This is a genomic window from Micromonospora sp. NPDC049836 (genome assembly GCF_044465125.1).
In the GTDB taxonomy this organism is placed as follows: domain Bacteria; phylum Actinomycetota; class Actinomycetes; order Mycobacteriales; family Micromonosporaceae; genus Micromonospora.
In genome coordinates this window covers 251,944-267,185 of sequence record NZ_JBITLH010000008.1, presented here as the reverse complement: position 1 = coordinate 267,185, position 15,242 = coordinate 251,944, and the positions used below count along the sequence as shown (strand labels likewise).

Annotated in this window: 15 protein-coding genes; 7 read left to right on the top strand and 8 right to left on the bottom strand. The window is 75.2% G+C overall.

Features of this window, described 5'->3' with window-relative positions:
• Nucleotides 1–64: 64 nt before the first annotated feature.
• The 4 genes from ACIBPB_RS22575 to ACIBPB_RS22560 all read left to right on the top strand — a co-directional run bounded on the left by ACIBPB_RS22575 (nt 65) and on the right by ACIBPB_RS22560 (nt 4,074).
• Nucleotides 65–1,243: a sensor histidine kinase gene (locus tag ACIBPB_RS22575; protein ID WP_396841464.1), complete on the top strand. Its 1,179-nt coding sequence runs from the start codon at nt 65–67 to the stop codon at nt 1,241–1,243.
• A gap of 55 nt (nt 1,244–1,298) precedes the next feature.
• On the top strand, nt 1,299–2,573 hold the full coding sequence (locus ACIBPB_RS22570; protein WP_396841554.1) for a hypothetical protein: 1,275 nt from the start codon (nt 1,299–1,301) through the stop codon (nt 2,571–2,573).
• On the top strand, nt 2,543–3,259 hold the full coding sequence (locus tag ACIBPB_RS22565) for a response regulator transcription factor (RefSeq protein ID WP_396841463.1): 717 nt from the start codon (nt 2,543–2,545) through the stop codon (nt 3,257–3,259). Before ACIBPB_RS22570 ends, ACIBPB_RS22565 begins: the two co-directional genes overlap by 31 nt.
• Before the next feature lie 74 nt (nt 3,260–3,333).
• A complete protein-coding gene (locus ACIBPB_RS22560) occupies nt 3,334–4,074 on the top strand; it encodes a hypothetical protein (protein ID WP_396841553.1) in 741 nt (246 codons plus the stop codon).
• A gap of 120 nt (nt 4,075–4,194) precedes the next feature.
• On the opposite strand, the gene ACIBPB_RS22555 is transcribed toward ACIBPB_RS22560, so the two are convergent.
• Nucleotides 4,195–4,947: a lysophospholipid acyltransferase family protein gene (locus ACIBPB_RS22555; protein WP_396841462.1), complete on the bottom strand. Its 753-nt coding sequence runs from the start codon at nt 4,945–4,947 to the stop codon at nt 4,195–4,197.
• A 98-nt stretch (nt 4,948–5,045) separates the two neighbouring features.
• Here ACIBPB_RS22555 and ACIBPB_RS22550 point away from each other — a divergent pair, with 98 nt between their 5' ends.
• Nucleotides 5,046–5,429: a VOC family protein gene (locus ACIBPB_RS22550; RefSeq protein WP_396841461.1), complete on the top strand. Its 384-nt coding sequence runs from the start codon at nt 5,046–5,048 to the stop codon at nt 5,427–5,429.
• Nucleotides 5,430–5,529: 100 nt separating this feature from the next.
• On the opposite strand, the gene ACIBPB_RS22545 is transcribed toward ACIBPB_RS22550, so the two are convergent.
• From ACIBPB_RS22545 to ACIBPB_RS22520, 6 genes are all read right to left on the bottom strand, one after another.
• Nucleotides 5,530–7,590: a glycogen debranching N-terminal domain-containing protein gene (locus ACIBPB_RS22545; RefSeq protein ID WP_396841460.1), complete on the bottom strand. Its 2,061-nt coding sequence runs from the start codon at nt 7,588–7,590 to the stop codon at nt 5,530–5,532.
• A complete protein-coding gene (locus ACIBPB_RS22540; RefSeq protein WP_396841459.1) occupies nt 7,590–7,961 on the bottom strand; it encodes an SCP2 sterol-binding domain-containing protein in 372 nt (123 codons plus the stop codon). The genes ACIBPB_RS22545 and ACIBPB_RS22540 overlap by 1 nt, the downstream gene beginning before the upstream one ends.
• A gap of 214 nt (nt 7,962–8,175) precedes the next feature.
• Nucleotides 8,176–8,592, bottom strand: a complete 417-nt coding sequence (locus ACIBPB_RS22535; protein ID WP_396841458.1) for a CBS domain-containing protein — start codon at nt 8,590–8,592, stop codon at nt 8,176–8,178.
• A 114-nt stretch (nt 8,593–8,706) separates the two neighbouring features.
• Nucleotides 8,707–9,732 (bottom strand): aspartate-semialdehyde dehydrogenase, encoded by a 1,026-nt coding sequence (locus ACIBPB_RS22530; RefSeq protein WP_396841457.1) that lies wholly within the window; start codon nt 9,730–9,732, stop codon nt 8,707–8,709.
• A 224-nt stretch (nt 9,733–9,956) separates the two neighbouring features.
• Nucleotides 9,957–11,303 carry a M16 family metallopeptidase gene (locus ACIBPB_RS22525; protein WP_396841456.1) on the bottom strand — a complete coding sequence of 449 codons (1,347 nt, stop codon included), beginning with the start codon at nt 11,301–11,303 and terminating at the stop codon, nt 9,957–9,959.
• A gap of 82 nt (nt 11,304–11,385) precedes the next feature.
• Nucleotides 11,386–12,678 (bottom strand): M16 family metallopeptidase, encoded by a 1,293-nt coding sequence (locus tag ACIBPB_RS22520; protein ID WP_396841455.1) that lies wholly within the window; start codon nt 12,676–12,678, stop codon nt 11,386–11,388.
• 81 nt (nt 12,679–12,759) lie between these two features.
• Between ACIBPB_RS22520 and ACIBPB_RS22515 the strand changes: the two genes are divergently transcribed.
• Entirely contained in the window at nt 12,760–13,524 is a 765-nt protein-coding gene (locus ACIBPB_RS22515) for a phosphodiesterase (protein ID WP_396841454.1), read from the top strand.
• On the opposite strand, the gene ACIBPB_RS22510 is transcribed toward ACIBPB_RS22515, so the two are convergent.
• Nucleotides 13,491–13,706, bottom strand: coding sequence for a hypothetical protein (locus ACIBPB_RS22510; RefSeq protein ID WP_046566263.1), 216 nt, complete (start codon nt 13,704–13,706; stop codon nt 13,491–13,493). The two genes, ACIBPB_RS22515 and ACIBPB_RS22510, sit on opposite strands and share 34 nt — an antisense overlap.
• Nucleotides 13,707–14,037: 331 nt before the next feature.
• On the opposite strand from ACIBPB_RS22510, the gene ACIBPB_RS22505 reads away from it, so the two are divergent.
• The gene (locus ACIBPB_RS22505; RefSeq protein ID WP_396841453.1) at nt 14,038–15,123 is read left to right on the top strand and encodes a 3-deoxy-7-phosphoheptulonate synthase; all 1,086 of its coding nucleotides are present in this window, start codon (nt 14,038–14,040) and stop codon (nt 15,121–15,123) included.
• Nucleotides 15,124–15,242 lie beyond the last annotated feature (119 nt).

Below are 15,242 nucleotides of genomic sequence, written 5' to 3'. Positions count from 1 at the left end.
TTCTCCGTCGTCGATCTAGGCCGTGCGGACCCGACCGGGTCGCTGCCGGAAGGACGCTCCCCCGATGCCGGTCGTTGCCGCCACGACCTCGCCGCCGACTCCGCTGGACCGGCCGGCCGGCGGCGCGTTCACGCTGATCTTCACCACCCTGCCGGCGCTGCTGCGGCTGACCTGCGGGCCGGCCTGCGGGGTGGCGGCCCTCGCGGTGAGCAGCCCGCCGGTCCGGGTCGCGCTGCTGGTCCCGGCGGTCGCCGCGCTGACCGCCTGGTCCGTCTGGTACGCGGCCCGCGCGTTCCGGCACGGCATCGGTGGCGCGCTGGTGGCCGGGGACGTCGCGCTCACCACCGCGGCCGGGTTGGCGATGCCGTGGCTGGTCGCGCCGGAGGTGCTGCCCGGCGAGGGAAGCTGGATCGCGGTGCTGGCCAGCACCACGGTGATCAACGCCCAGGCCACCGCGCCCGCCCGCTGGTCGGTGCCGGCCGGGCTGCTGGTGACCGCCGGTTACGTCACCGGCGCGACCGCCGCCGGCAACCCGGCGGAGGCCCGCGCGCACGCGGCCACCCTGCTGGTGCAGACCGCCTGCACGGCCGTGATGACCGCGGTGATGCGGCGCCGGCTCGGCCGCGCCGACGCCGCGTTCGCCGACTACCAGCGGCTGGCCCGCGACGCGGTGGTGGCCCGCACCGCCCGGGAGGCGGAGCGGCGACAGAACCGGGACCTGCACGACACGGTGCTCAGCACGCTGACCATGGTCGGGCTCGGCGCGGTGGCCGGCCCGTCGGCCGGGCTGCGCGAGCGGTGCGCCGCCGACCTGCGCAGCCTCACCGCCCTGGCCGAGGCCCGGTCCGCGCCGACCGGCGGCGCGACGGCCCTGGACGAGCGGCTGCGCGCGGTCCTGGCCCGGTTGCCCGAGCTGCCGGTCACCGCGACGCTGGCACCGTGCACGGTGCCCGGCGTGGTCGCCGACGCGCTCGCCGAGAGCGCGGCCGCCGCCCTCGCCAACGTGGCGCGGCACGCGGCGGGCGCGCCCGCCGTGCTGCGCCTGGACCGGGTCGCCGGGACCGTCGTGGTCGAGGTGGTCGACGACGGGCCGGGCTTCGACCCGGCCACCGTCCCCGCCCACCGGTACGGCCTTCGCGAGTCGATCCACGGCCGGATGTCCACGGTGGGTGGCCGCGTCGTGGTGACTTCCGCCCCTGGCGCCGGCACCCGGATCCGGCTGGAGTGGTCCGGTGGCGACTGATTCCGGCACGGCGCTGACCCCGGCCGTACCCGCCGGTGCGGCCCGCCGGGGCGTCCTGCGGCCCTGGGGGTCCGCGCCGGGCACGGTGCCGGCCGCCCGGCCCGAGGCCGCGACGGTGGCCAGCGCCGCCGCCGACGCCTCCGATCGGGGCGCCCGGATCGCCGCGGTCACCATCGCGCTGGCCTGGCACCTGGCCATCAGCCTGCCCGGGGTGCTCGGCGCGTGGCCGCGGCTGGCCGCCCCGGCGGTGGTCGGGGCCGGCTGGCTGGTCACCGCCGCGGTCGGCGTGGCGACCGGCGTACGCCTGCTGCGCGGCGGCCCACCCCCGGCCCGGCGGCTCGCCGTGGTGCTGCTGGTGGTCGACGCCGCGGTCTTCGCGGCGGCCGGCGAGGGCGTCCTGTTCACCTCGGCGAACTGGGTGTGGAGCGGGCTCGCCTGGTTCTTCCTGCTGGTGCTCTGGCGGCGGCCGGTGGGGTGGCTGCTCATGCTGCTCGGCGCGCACGCGGCGATCGCCCTCGGCGCGGTGCTCGCGCACGGCGCCACCGCCCCGGCCGACCTCACCCGCTACGCCATGTACGTCTACGGCACCTCCTCGCTGCCGGTGGCGGTCTTCGCCGGCGCGGCGGTGCTCGCCGCGCTGGCCCGGGACCGGACCCGTACCGCGGCGGCGGCCGGCGCGGTGGCGGCGGAACGGGTCGCGGCGGAACAGGCCCGCCAGGAGCGGCAGGCCCGGCTCGCCCTGGTCAGCGGCACCGCCGAGGAGGTGCTGGCCGCCCTCGCGGCCGGCGACGCCGACCCGGCCGACCCGGAGGTACGCCGCCGGTGCGTGCTGGCCGCGGCCCGGCTGCGCCGGCTGATCGCCGAGGCGGACGACGTGCCGGACCCGCTGCTGCACGAGTTGCGGGCCGCCGCCGACCTGGCCGAACGCAACGGCCTGCCGATCGAGCTGGTCGCCGTCGGCACCCCGCCCGAGCTGCCCGTCGAGGTACGCCGGCGGCTGGCCGACCCGCTCACCGCGGCGCTGGCCGCCGCGCGGGACTGGGCCCGGATAACCGTGCTGGCCGGCCCGGACGAGGTGGTGGTCAGCCTGGTCACCCCCGACCACGACGGCCCCGACCCGATCGGGCTCGATCCGCCCCGGGACGCCACCTGCCGGCGGGACGACCCACCGGCCGACGGCCGGCAACCGGTCCCGAGCGCCGCCCGCCGGCCCGGCGGCCGGGTCACGGCCGACGGCCCACCCGAACCGGGCGGCGGCGCTCCGGTGGAACACGTGCACGAGCGGGACGGGGAGATCAGATGGACGCAGACGCGGTGGCGGAGGACGTGACCGGCGGACGGCCGATCGGGGTGGCCATCGTGGACGACCATCCGGTGGTGATCGACGGGGTGCGGGCCTGGCTGGCGAGCGAGCCGCGGCTGCGGGTGCTGGCCACCGGCGACGATCCGGACGTGGTGCTGCGGGCCGCCCCGGAGGCCGACGTGGTCCTGCTCGACCTGCGGCTGCACGGGCGGATGGTGCTCGACAAGCTGGCCGAGCTGAGCGCCGCCGGGCGGCGGGTGGTGGTCTACTCCGAACACGGCGACCCGCAGACGATGCTCGCCGCGCTGGACGCCGGCGCGGCCGCCTTCCTGGCCAAGCACGAGGGGCGCGAGCACTGCGTGGCGACCGTGCTGGCCGCCGCGACCGACCGCCCGTACGTGCCGCCGACGCTGGCCGGAGCGATGGTCGGCGACCCCCGTCCGGACCGGCCGGCTCTGTCCGACAAGGAACGCGAGGCCCTGCTGCTCTGGTTCCAGTCGATGTCGAAGGCGTCGGTGGCGCGCCGGATGCGGATCAGCGAGCACACCGTGAAGCAGTACGTCGACCGGGCGCGGATCAAGTACACCCGGGCGGGTCGACCGGCCGCCACGAAGGCCGCCCTGCTCGCCCGGGCGATCGAGGACGGGCTCGTCCGGCCGGAGGAGATCGGCATCTACCGGTCACACGCGCAGACCGACCGGCCGACCCCCTAACGGCTGTCATGACAGCCGCTGTCGGGTGGGCGACGCTCGACGTACCGCCGACAGACTCCGGGGAGGTCGTGACCGTGCTGGAGGACGCCGCTCCCTTCTTCATCGGCCCGCACCGCTTCGACGCGGACGACGAGCCGGCCCGTCCCGTGCTCGACCGGCGCTACACGCTGGTCCCCGAGCCGGGCGAACGGGTGCTGGGGCAGCACCAGCTGCGGGTGACCGGGCACCTGCTCGGGCCGACCGAGCGCACCCGTGTCTGGCGACTCCCCTCGCCGGCCACGGTCACCGTGACCGATCGGCGCCTCGCGTACGTCTGCTCCGGGTCGGAGCTGTCCCTGGTCCCCGGGCGGGGCGGCCGGACGGGGGCCCGGCACCGGCGCCCGGCCCGGCTGTCCCGTCTGGTCAGCGGGCAGATCCGCTGGCAGTGGCCGTCCCGGCTGGAGCTGGTCGACGGCCCGGACGGCGGGGTCGAGCTGCTGGTGGTCTGCGACGCGCTGCGGACGATCCGGCAACCGGCGCTGGCGCTCACCGGGCCGGTGGCCCAGATCGGCCCGCTCTTCCGGCAGGTACGCCGCGCGGTGGCCACGTTCCGGCTGGTGCACGCCGAGCTGGTGGACCTCTCCCCGCCGGAGCGGGACGCCCTGCTGAGCCGGGTCGACGCGGCCGGGCCGGCCCGCGGCGCGGTGACCCTGCCCGGCGCGCTGCCGGTGGAGTTCCTGTCCCGGGACGACTACTACCGCCCGGCGGCGCAGGAGTCGCCGGCCTGGGCCGGCCCGGAGTTCCCGGCCCGGGACCATCCCGGTTCGGCCTGCTGACCCCGCCCCGACCGGCCCGGCCCGTTCGCCCTGCTGACGCCGCCCCGACCGCCCCGGCCCGGCCAGGTTCGTCCTGCTGACCCCGCCCCGACCGGTCAGGTCCGGGGCCGGGGTCGGCGGTCAGGAGGCGCTGGAGGTGCGCCGGCCCGCCCGGTCCAGCTCGGCGGCCTGCTCGGGGGTGGGCGCGCTGCCGCCCAGGTGGGCCGGCTGCCACCAGGCGTCGTCCGGGCCGGCCGGCTGCTCCGGGTAGTCCCGCTGCGCCTGGTCGACGAGCGCGGTGAGCCGGCTGCGCAGCGCGGCGGTCATGGCGTTCGCGTCCGGGTGCTCGGCCGGGTCCATCGGCTCGCCGACCAGGATGGTGATCGGGGTGTGCCGCCGGGTCAGGGTGCGCGGGCGGCCCTTGGTCCAGAGGCGCTGGGTGCCCCAGAGCGCGACCGGCAGCAGCGGCACGCCGGCCTCCTGGGCCATCCGGGCCGCCCCGTTCTTGAGGTCCTTGACGGTGAAGGAGCGGCTGATGGTCGCCTCGGGGAACACGCCGACCACCTCGCCCCGGCGCAGCGCGCTGACCGCCGTGGCGTACGAGCCGGCGCCGGCCGACCGGTTCACCGGGATGTGCTTCATGCCGCGCATCAGCGGGCCGGAGATCTTGTGCCGGAAGACGGCGTCCTTGGCCATGAAGCGGACCAGCCGGCGGGACTCGTGAGCGCCGTACCCGCAGAAGATGAAGTCCAGGTAGCTGACGTGGTTGCTGGCCAGCACGGCGCCGCCGGTGCGCGGCACGTGGTGGCTGCCCCGCACGTCGAGGCGCAGGTCGAGGATCCGGAACATCGTCTTGGCGGCGGTGATCACGGGCGGGTACACGAGTTCCGACATTCACCAACTTTACCCCGAGTAGGTTACGGGACCGTAGGGGCGAGCTGCGTTCCTCGACACCGTCCTGCCGGCCGGCGGGGCCGACTACGGTGCAAGGCATGCCCGAGCTCGCCTCGATCGTGATCCACTGCCGCGATCCCTACCTGCTCGCCCCGTTCTGGAGCGTGGTTACCGGCCTGCCCGTGGTCGAGGAGGACCGGGTGAAGCTCGCCGAGCGTTCCCTCGACCCGGACGAGGCGGTGCTGCTGCGCGACCCCGGCGGGCGCCGCCCGGACGTCTGGCTCACGCCCGCCGCGCCGCTGCCCGGCCCGGGCCGGATCCACCTCGACCTGGTCGGCGACGCGGAGGAGCGGGCCGCCGTGCTGGAGGCGGGCGCTACGGTGGTCCGCGAGTTGCCCCGCTGGACCGTGCTGGCCGACCCGGAGGGCAACGAGTTCTGCCTGATCCCGCGCAACGAGGCCGACCCACGACCGGTGGACTGACGGTCCGGTGCGCCACCGGACCGGCGGCACCCCACGACCGCGCGCACCCCACGACCGACGGCGCCCCACGACCGACGGCGCCCCAGGACCGGCGGCCGGGTCAGCCGTCGAGCTTGTTCAGGTCCAGCCGGCCCCGCGCGAAGGCGTCCACCCGGCCCCACCGGCCCGGGATGTCCAGCACCTCGATCCGTCCCATGCCGATGGGCAGCCGCGGGTCGACGGCCAGGTGCCCCTCGTGCGGCTCCAGCCCCAGCATGGTCCGCAGCAGCAGCAGCGGCGTCCCCGTCGACCAGGCCTGCGGGCTGCACGCCGTCGGGTACTCGACGGGGAACTTCGTCAGCTCCCGCTGGTAGCCGCCGAACGCCTCCGGCAGCCGGCCGTCGAAGTACCGCGCCGCGTCCAGGATGCCGCTGGCGACCTGGGCGGCCTCCTCGGCGAAGCCGTACCGACGCAGCCCCCAGGCGATGAAGGAGTTGTCGAACGGCCAGATCGTGCCGTTGTGGTAGCCGATCGGGTTGTAGCGGATCTCGCCCTCGGCCAGCGTCCGTACCCCCCAGCCGGACCAGAGCCGGGGCCCGACCAGGTGCTCGGCGATCTGGGCGGCCCGGTCGTCGGCCACGATCCCGCTCCAGAGCAGGTGCCCGATGTTGGAGCTGAGCACGTCGCACTGCCGGCCGTCCGGGTCCAGCGCCAGGGCGTAGTAGCCGCGGTCGGCGACCCACCAGTCGCGGTTGAACCGTTCCTTGAGCGCCGCCGCCTCCCGCTCCAACTGCTCGGCGTACGCCGGGTCGTCCCAGAACTCCCGGGCCAGCCGGGCGGCGCGCATCTTCGCGTCGTACGCGTACCCCTGCACCTCGCAGGTGGCGCGCGGGAACGGCGGCAGCGTGCCGTCGGCGTACGAGATCGAGTCCCAGGAGTCCTTCCAGCACTGGTTCTCCAGGCCGGTGTCGGTGTTGCGGCGCTCGTACCAGATGTAGCCGTTGCCGAGCAGGTCGGCGTAGGTGTCCACCCAGCGCAGCGCGGCCCGGCACTCCTGCTCCAACTCCTTGACCAGCGCGACGTCCCCGGTCCACTTCTCGTACTCGTCGAGCAGCACCACGAACAGCGGCGTGGCGTCCACCGAGCCGTAGTACGGCGAGTGCGGCTGTTCCTCGAAGGCGGCCGTCTCTCCGTAGCGCATCTCGTGCAGGATCCGGCCGGGGTCCTCCTCCCGGAAGTCGTCGAACCGGGTGCCCTGGAGGGCGCCGAGGACGCGCAGCGTGGTCTTGGACAGGTCGGGCGTGAACGGCAGCACCTGCAGGCAGGTGAGGATGCTGTCCCGGCCGAACATGGTCATGAACCAGGGCAGGCCGGCGGCGGGGAGGGTCTGGCCGCCGAGGGAGAGCGGCGAGAAGCGCAGCGCCGCCAGGTCGATCAGGCTGCGCCGGTACGTCGAGCCCAGCTCGATGTGCTCGGTGTTCACCTTCGGCGCCCGGCGGATCCACTCCTCCAGGTCGTGCTGGAGCGCCGACCGCTCGCCGCCGTGCGCCCGCAGTCCCATCCGCAGGTCCCGGCCGCCCGGTCCGACGGCGAACGTCTGCACGTCGATGGCGGTGTCCCACTGCTCGTTGGGCTCCAGCCGAATGCTGTACGCGAAGCCGTTGCGGTCGTACCGGGCCGGCTCGGAGGACGAGATGACGGTTTCCCGCTTGAAGTTGCCGCGCCGGTAGCCCAGCCGCAGCTTGTCCGGCTCGGCCTGGCTGTAGATCTCGCCCTTCTTGTTGAGGATCTCGTCCTTGACCTGGAAGAGGTCGGCGAAGTCGGAGGCGGCGTCCATCCGGATCTCCAGCTCGACCGGCTTCTCGTCGTGGTTGAGGATGGTCAGCCGCTCCCGGAAGCTGCCGCCGACGGCCCGCTCCCGGATGATCGACAGCTTGGCGTCCACGTAGTGGGTGGCCATGCCGGGTACCAGGAAGAAGCGCGCCTCGTAGTACTGGAGGTCGTCGTAGGAGAGGGCGTTGAGCCGCTCACCGTTGACCGTGAGCACCCACTTGGACAGGAAGCGGGTGTCGATGGAGAAGAGCCCGGTCGGCTCGGTGGGGGTGGCCTCGATGTCGCCGGTGTCCTCGGACACCACGAAGGTGTTGCCGTCGAGGATCCGGATCGTGTTCGTGTCCGCCATCAGCGGGCCTCCTCTCGGAACGCGTGGTGCGGACCCCGGGAGTTCGGCGGGCCGGGAAAGAGCCGCTCGACCTGGAGCACCAGGCGCAGGTCGCCGGTGACGGTCATGTCCCCGCGCAGCAGCGCGGCGATGGCGTTCTCCTCGCCGGTGACCAGTTCGCCGAAGAGCCGCGGATCGGCGCCGACCACCGTGTCCGCCTCCTGGTCCTGCTGCCGGACCCGGAGCCTGCCCCGATCGATCTCCAGCAGCCAGTGCGTCGTGTGCGCCCCCTCGTGCAGGTCGAACCGCAGGGTGCCGGCGGTCTTCGCCAGCAGGGGCTCGTACCCGCGCCGGTCCATCTCCTCGAAGAACCTCGTGGTCGCGTCCACCATCGGGTCCACTCCTCCCGCGATCCGCGGCGTTCGACGTCGGAGAAGGGGTCCCCGCCGGGCCCGGCGTCAACCTCGCCCGGTTGGGGTGAGCCGGTTCGGGTGAGCCGGTTGGGGTGGGCCGCTGAGGGTTGGCCGCCGGGCCGCCCCAGCCGGGCGGACGGCACGCGAACGCCGGCCCCCGAACCGGGGGCCGGCGTCGTCGCGGCGGATCAGCTCAGTTGTTCGGATCGTCGGCGCTGATGTCGGCCAGCACCGACTGGGGCTCCCGCTCCACGGCCAGGTCGCCCACCGAGACCAGCCCGATCAGCCGGCCGTCGTCGACCACCGGCAGCCGGCGGACCGCGTACGTCCGCATCAGGTCGGCGGCGGCCACCGCGTCGTCGTACTGGCTGACCGTCACCACGTCCTTGCTGGTGATCTCGTTGAGCCGGGTGGTGTTCGGGTCCAGGCTCTCGGCGACGCCCCGTACCGTGATGTCCCGGTCCGTGACGATGCCGACCACGTTGTCGCCGTCGGTCACCACCACGTCGCCGATGGCGCTGTCGCGCATCTCCTGCGCCGCGGCGGTCAGGGTGTCGTTGCCGTCCATCGTCACCAGCCGGGTCGTCATGAATTCTCCGACCGTTGTCATGGTGCTCCCCTCTCGGTGTCGGCACCGCCGTCTACCCGCCGCCCGGGGCGGGGTAACCGTCCCGCGCTCACCGCGGGCGCGGGCCGCGCGGAGGCGCGCCGACGCCGGGCGGGGTCAGCGGCGCTCGGCGGCGACCAGTTCGGCGAGCTGCACGGCGTTGAGCGCGGCACCCTTGCGCAGGTTGTCGTTGGCGCAGAACAGGGCCAGGCCGTGCTCGGCGGTCTCGTCGGCCCGGATCCGCCCGACGTACGTCGGGTCCTGGCCGGCGGCCTGCAGCGGGGTCGGCACGTCGGAGAGCGCCACGCCGGGCGCGCCGTCGAGCAGCTCGCGGGCCCGCTCGGGGCTGATCGGCCGGGCGAAACGCGCGTTGATCTGCAGCGAGTGGCCGGTGAAGACCGGCACCCGCACGCAGGTGCCGGAGACCTTGAGGTCCGGGATCTCGAGGATCTTGCGGCTCTCGTTGCGCAGCTTCTGCTCCTCGTCGGTCTCGAAGGAGCCGTCGTCCACGATCGAACCGGCGAGCGGGAGCACGTTGAAGGCGATCGGCCGGGCGAAGGAGCGCGGCGCGGGGAACTCCACGGCCGACCCGTCGAAGGCGAGCCCGGTGGCGTGCTCGGCCACCTTGCGGACCTGCTCGTCCAACTCGGCCACCCCGGCCAGGCCGGCGCCGGAGACCGCCTGGTAGGTGGCGACCACGAGGCCGACCAGCCCGGCCTCCCGGTGCAGCGGGCGCAGCACCGGCATCGCGGCCATGGTGGTGCAGTTGGGGTTGGCCACGATGCCCCTGGGGCGCTCGGCGATGGCGTGCGGGTTGACCTCGGCGACCACCAGCGGCACCGCGGGGTCCATCCGGAACGCCGACGAGTTGTCGATGACGACCGCGCCGGCCTCGGCGACCCGCGGGGCCAGCTCCCGGGCGGTGCCCTTACCGGCCGAGAAGAGCGCGATGTCCAGGCCGCGGTAGTCCGCGGTGGCCGCGTCCTCGACGGTGACCTCGCCGTCGCGCCAGGGCAGCGTGCGCCCGGCCGACCGGGCCGAGGCGAACAGCCGCAGCTCCTCCACCGGGAAGCCGCGCTCCGCCAGCACCTGCCGCATCACGCCACCGACCTGGCCGGTGGCCCCCACAATGCCGATCCTCATGCCCGCGAGGCTACCCAGCGCGGCGGCCGGACCGGGAACGCTTTCCCACCGCGCGGGCCGCGCGGCGCGCGTCCGGGGCCGGCGCCGGCCGGGCGCGGCACCGGCAACGATCGGGCGGCCGGAGCGCGGCGCCCGGAAGATCGCCCGCCGCCGGCCGGTCCGGCCGCAGCATCCACGGCCGCGACCGGCCGGCGGCGACCGGCCGACGCGACCAGGATCACACGTCAGGCGGTGTGGTCGATCACCTCGCCGAGCCCGGCGGCGACCAACTCGTCGCGGATGACCGCCGCGTCGCCCTCGACCACCAGGGTGAGCGAGTCCGGGCGCAGGTGCGCCGCGGCCGCCGCGGACACCTCCTCGACGGTCGCGGCGAGCAGCGCCTCCCGCAGCCGGGCGTGGTAGTCGTCCGGCAGGTCGTGCACCACCAGCGTGGTCAACGCCGACGCGATCGCCCGCGGGCTCTGCAGCTCGACCGAGAGCTGGCCGGCCCGCCAGGACCGGGCCACCGCCAGCTCGTCCTCGGTCACCCCGGTCAACTGGGTACGCGACACCTCGCCGACCGCCTCGACCAGCGCCGGCGCGGTCACCGCGGTCTGCACCCCCGAGCTGATCCCGAACCGCCCGAACCGGCGGGACGAGGCGAAGTCGCCCCGAATGCCGTACGTGTAGCCGCGCACCTCCCGGATCAGGTGGTTGAGCCGGGAGGTGAACGCCCCACCGAGCACCGTCCCGGCGAGCGTCATCGGCACGTGGTCCGGGTGGGCGCGGTGCGGCGACGGGTGGCCGAGCCGGAGCGTGGACTGCACCGAGCCGGGCCGGTCGACCAGGATGACCTTGCGCTGGCCGGCGAGCGGCACCTCGATCGGCTCGCCCTTCACCACCGGACCGCCGCCGCTGCCCGCGAACACCGTGGCGGCGAGCGCGTCCAGGTCGATCCGGTCCAGGTCGCCGGCGACGATCAGGGTGCCCGGCCGGATGAACCACTCGGAGTGGAAGACGGTCACGTCGTCCACGTCCAGGGCCGCGACGCTCTCCGGGTCGCCGTACATCGGCCGGCCCCAGCGGTTGTCCGCGCCGAACAGGTCGGCCCGGAGCACCGCGTCGGCCCGGGGGCCCGGGTTGGCCCAGTCCATCCGCAGCGCGGTGGCCTCGTCGTCGCGGACCCGCAGCACGTCGGCCGGGTCGAGCCGGGGCGTCCGGACGGCCTCGGCGAGCAGCGCGACCGCGGCGCCCAGCCGGTCCACCGGGACCTGCACGCTGATCTGGAACGAGTCCCAGTCCAGCCCGGTCACCAGCTCGGTGCCGAGCGCCTCGATGGCCAGCGCGTACGCGGTGCCGTCCCGCTGCGCGGTGCCCTCCTCCAGGGCCTTGGCGAGCACCCCGCCGAGCCCCTCCTTGCCGACCGGCTCCCGCCCGGCGCCGGCGTCGAGGAGCAGCAGCGCGACGGCCAGGTTCTGCCCGGGCAGGTGCGCGGCGACGACCTGGCCGCCGGCCGCGCTGCGGCGGACGACCTGCGGGAACCGGTACGGTCGGGCCGGGCCCGGGCCGGGGCGGGTGGCGATCAACGTCATCGGGGCTTCCTCTCGTTCGCGGCCGCCGGGCTCGCCTGCGGGCCGCGTCGCGTCGCCGGGGCGCGTCGCTCGGCGCCCGCGCTCACCGGTTCTCCTCGGGCAGGTAGGTCAGGGTCGCCCGGTCGGCCGCGCCGAGCAGCTCGGCGGCCTGCTCGGCGATCTGCTCGGCGGTGACCGCGAGCCAGCCGGGCAGCCGCTCACCGATCTTCGCCGGGTCACCGAACTGGGTGGCGTACCGGCCGAGCACGTCGGCGCGGCCGTCCACCGTGGACATGTGCCGCCACCACTGGGTGCTCAGCAGCGCCTTGGCCCGGTCCAGCTCGGCGGCGGTCACCGGCACGGTGGTCAACTCGTCGACGACCTCGGCCAGCCCGGCGCGCAGCCGTTCGGCGTCCACCCCGGGGCGGGCGGTCGCGGTGGCGATCAGCGGGGCCGGCGCGTACGCCAGGTCCACCCCGTACGCCCCGACCAGGTCCGGCTGGGCGATCCGTTCGCCGTCGGCGAGCCGCTGGTAGAGGCGGCTGCCCCGGCCGGTGCCCAGGACGGTGGCGAGCACGGTGGTCACGTCGTACCCCGGGGTGCCGTAGGGGTGGGTGCGGTGCGCGATGTACACGCGGGGCGCGGGCACGTCGGCGACGACGGTCTCCGTGGCGGGTTGCCCGGTCGGCGGCACGCTGCGCCCGTCCGGCGCGGCGGGGATCTCCGGGCGCGCCGGGATGGCCCCGAAGTACTTCTCGGCGAGCGCGAACACCTCGGCCGCCGGGGCGTCGCCGACGACGGTGAGCACCGCGTTGTTCGGCGCGTAGTAGGTGGTGTGGAAGGCCTGGAAGGTGGCCAGGTCGGCGGCGTTCAGGTCGGCCATCGAGCCGATGGTGGCGTGATGGTAGGGGTGGCCGGGCGGGTAGAGCAGCGGGAGCAGCCGCAGCCAGGCGTCGCCGTACGGGACGTTCTCGTAGCGTTGGCGGCGCTCGTTCTTCACCACGTCGCGCTGGTTGTCCAGCGTCTCCTGGGTCAGCGCCGGCACCAGGCCGCCCATCCGGTCGGCCTCCAGCCAGAGCGCCAGCTCCAGGTGCTCGGCCGGGACCGTCTCGAAGTAGTTGGTCCGGTCCGGGTTGGTGGTGGCGTTCAGCGAGCCGCCGGAGCCCTGGATCAGCTTCATGTGCTCGGTCTTCGCGACGTTCACCGAACCTTCGAACATCAGGTGCTCGAAGAGGTGGGCGAAACCGGTCTGTCCGTCGGGTTCGTGCCGGGAACCCACGTCATACCAGAGGTTGACCGCGACCGCCGGCGCGGTGCGGTCCTCGCTCACCACCACCCGCAGGCCGTTGTCCAGTCGGGTGGTCTCGATCGGCCAGGGGTAACCGCTGTCGGGCATGGCACCGACGCTATCCGATCTCGCGGGCGGAAAGGGGACACGTGGGAGCATCGTCGGCCCGCGCCGGGGTACCCGCCCAGCATGCCCACCCCCACCTCCCCCGCCCGGCCGCTGCGGGCCGCGGTGCGCCGCCGGGCCGGCGCGGCCGTCGAGCGGGCGGCCGCCGCACTGGCCCGCCGCCGGCACGCCCGGCTGCTGCATCCGGCCGGCCGCACGTTCGCCGCCGAGGTCCTCGTCTGGGGTACGCCCGGCCCGCCCACCGGGATCGACCTGCTCGACCGGCCCGGCCGCTGGCCGGCCACCGTACGGCTGTCCAAGGGAGTGCCCACCCCGGGGAGCTGGCCCGACGTGCTCGGCCTGGCGGTGCGGCTGCACCGGGACCCGGAGCCGCCGGTGGACCTGCTGGTCAGCTCCAGCGGCGCGGCGCCGGTGCTGCGCCACCTGCCGCTGCCCCGGCGCCGCTTCACCGGGACGTACACCTCGATCATGTCGTTCCGGGCCGGCCGGCGGCGGCTCTACCTGGCCGCGCTGGCCGACCCGGAGTCGCCGGAGCTGGGCCGCGACCTCGCCGGCGTCGCCGCGACGGTCGCCACCGACCAGCCCCGGCTGGTGCTCGCGGTGGCCTCGGCGGCCGGACCCTGGCGGCCCTTCGGCGAGGTACGCCTGGACCGCCGGCGCGGCGCCCGGGAGGACGCCGCGCTGGCCTTCGATCCGATCGGTAACGCGCCTCCGGGGCTGCGCGTCCGGGGCCTGCTGGGCTGGCTGCGGGACACCAGCTACCGGGGCTCGCGGCGGGCCCGGGGCGCGAGCGCTCAGTCGGGCGGCTCGACGGGGGTCACGGTCTGATCGGAGGTGCGGTGCTCCAGCACCGTGTCGGGCGCGGCGTTGCGGTCCTCCTCCCGGATGTCCGATTCGGTGAGGATCGCGTCGGCCTGGGCCTCGGGATCGTCGCTGCCCGCCGCCGCCTCCTCGGGCAGCAGGTGGGCGCGGGACTCGATGCGCTCCTGGTCGCTCTGCTCGTGCGTCATGCCGTTCCCCATACCCCCGCCGGCCCGACCCGGAACGACCCGGGCGGCGCGAGGGCCGCGCCGGGCCCGCGTCCCAGCATCCGATACGGGTGGCCGGTGTGGCCGCGACGGGGTGAGCAGGGCCGTCGCGTCGGGTACGCTGGCCCCCGTGACGCGGTCGTATCGATGGTTTAGGCAGCCGGCTGGAGGAGCCGGTGACTCGACCATGAACTGACGTCACTTCCTCTTCGAGCCGGCCGGGCAGGGATCATTCCCTGCCCTTTCGCGTACGAGCAGCCGGCTCGACCTCGGGCGCCGGCCCCGGGGCACGGTCGGCGGAAGGAACCCCACCGTGACGACCCCGGACGCCCATCGGGTCATCGACCAGCGGATCGACCGTGTCGTGCCGCTGACCACCCCGGCCCTGCTGCTGCACGAGCTGCCCCTGGACCCGGCGCTCGCCGACGCGGTGCTGGCCGGCCGGCGTGCCGTCGGCGGCGTGCTGGACCGCGCCGACGACCGGCTGCTGGTGGTGGTCGGCCCCTGTTCGGTGCACGACCCGGCCGCCGCCCTCGAGTACGCGGGCCGGCTCCGCGCGGCCGCCGACCGGCTCGCCGACGACCTGCTGGTGGTGATGCGCGTCTACTTCGAGAAGCCGCGCTCGACCGTGGGCTGGAAGGGGCTGATCAACGACCCGGGGCTGGACGGCTCCGGGGACGTCAACGGCGGTCTGCGGACCGCCCGGGCGCTCCTGCTCGACGTGCTGCGGCTGGGCCTGCCGGTGGGTTGCGAGTTCCTCGACCCGATCACCCCGCAGTACATCGCGGACACCGTGGCCTGGGGCGCGATCGGCGCGCGGACCGTGGAGAGCCAGGTGCACCGGCAGCTCGCCTCCGGCCTGTCCATGCCGATCGGCATGAAGAACCGTCCGGACGGCAGCATCTCCACGGCGGTGGACGCGATCCGCGCGGCGGGGGTGCCGCACGTGTTCCCCGGCATCGACGTCTCCGGCACCCCGGCGATCATGCACACCCGGGGCAACGCCGACGGGCACCTGGTGCTGCGCGGCGGGGGCGGCCGGCCCAACTACGACGCCGAGTCGGTGGCCGGGGCGCTGGACCTGCTGCGCGCCGCCGGGCTGCCGGAGCGCGTGGTGATCGACGCGAGCCACGCCAACAGCGGCAAGGACCACCGCAACCAGCCGCGGGTCGCCGCCGACGTGGCCGCCCAGCTCGAGGCCGGCCAGCGCGGCGTCGTGGGCATCATGCTGGAGAGCTTCCTCCAGCCCGGCCGCCAGGATCTCGACCCCACCCGGGAGCTGGAGTACGGCAAGTCGGTCACGGACGCCTGCATCGGCTGGGACACCACCGCCGACGTCCTCGACCACCTCGCCACCGCCGTCCGCGCCCGCCGCGCCACCCTGCCCACCCCCGCCTGACCGCGCCAGCTCCCCGACGCACAGCGCCGCCCGGCCCCTGGGGGGGCCGGGCGGCGCTGGGTGTCGGTGTGCAGGTCGCCTCTCGGCGAGTGGCGCGACGCGGCTCCAGCCGGACGGTA

What these genes read in the sequence shown, in the direction of transcription:
- ACIBPB_RS22540 (WP_396841459.1), bottom strand. Translation starts at nt 7,961, where the DNA reads ATGGTGGACGCGACCACGAGGTTCTTCGAGGAGATGGACCGGCGCGGG.
- ACIBPB_RS22575 (WP_396841464.1), top strand. Translation starts at nt 65, where the DNA reads ATGCCGGTCGTTGCCGCCACGACCTCGCCGCCGACTCCGCTGGACCGG.
- ACIBPB_RS22520 (WP_396841455.1), bottom strand. Translation starts at nt 12,678, where the DNA reads ATGCCCGACAGCGGTTACCCCTGGCCGATCGAGACCACCCGACTGGAC.
- ACIBPB_RS22510 (WP_046566263.1), bottom strand. Translation starts at nt 13,706, where the DNA reads ATGACGCACGAGCAGAGCGACCAGGAGCGCATCGAGTCCCGCGCCCAC.
- ACIBPB_RS22550 (WP_396841461.1), top strand. Translation starts at nt 5,046, where the DNA reads ATGCCCGAGCTCGCCTCGATCGTGATCCACTGCCGCGATCCCTACCTG.
- ACIBPB_RS22535 (WP_396841458.1), bottom strand. Translation starts at nt 8,592, where the DNA reads ATGACAACGGTCGGAGAATTCATGACGACCCGGCTGGTGACGATGGAC.
- ACIBPB_RS22555 (WP_396841462.1), bottom strand. Translation starts at nt 4,947, where the DNA reads ATGTCGGAACTCGTGTACCCGCCCGTGATCACCGCCGCCAAGACGATG.
- ACIBPB_RS22565 (WP_396841463.1), top strand. Translation starts at nt 2,543, where the DNA reads ATGGACGCAGACGCGGTGGCGGAGGACGTGACCGGCGGACGGCCGATC.
- ACIBPB_RS22525 (WP_396841456.1), bottom strand. Translation starts at nt 11,303, where the DNA reads ATGACGTTGATCGCCACCCGCCCCGGCCCGGGCCCGGCCCGACCGTAC.
- ACIBPB_RS22530 (WP_396841457.1), bottom strand. Translation starts at nt 9,732, where the DNA reads ATGAGGATCGGCATTGTGGGGGCCACCGGCCAGGTCGGTGGCGTGATG.
- ACIBPB_RS22515 (WP_396841454.1), top strand. Translation starts at nt 12,760, where the DNA reads ATGCCCACCCCCACCTCCCCCGCCCGGCCGCTGCGGGCCGCGGTGCGC.
- ACIBPB_RS22545 (WP_396841460.1), bottom strand. Translation starts at nt 7,590, where the DNA reads ATGGCGGACACGAACACGATCCGGATCCTCGACGGCAACACCTTCGTG.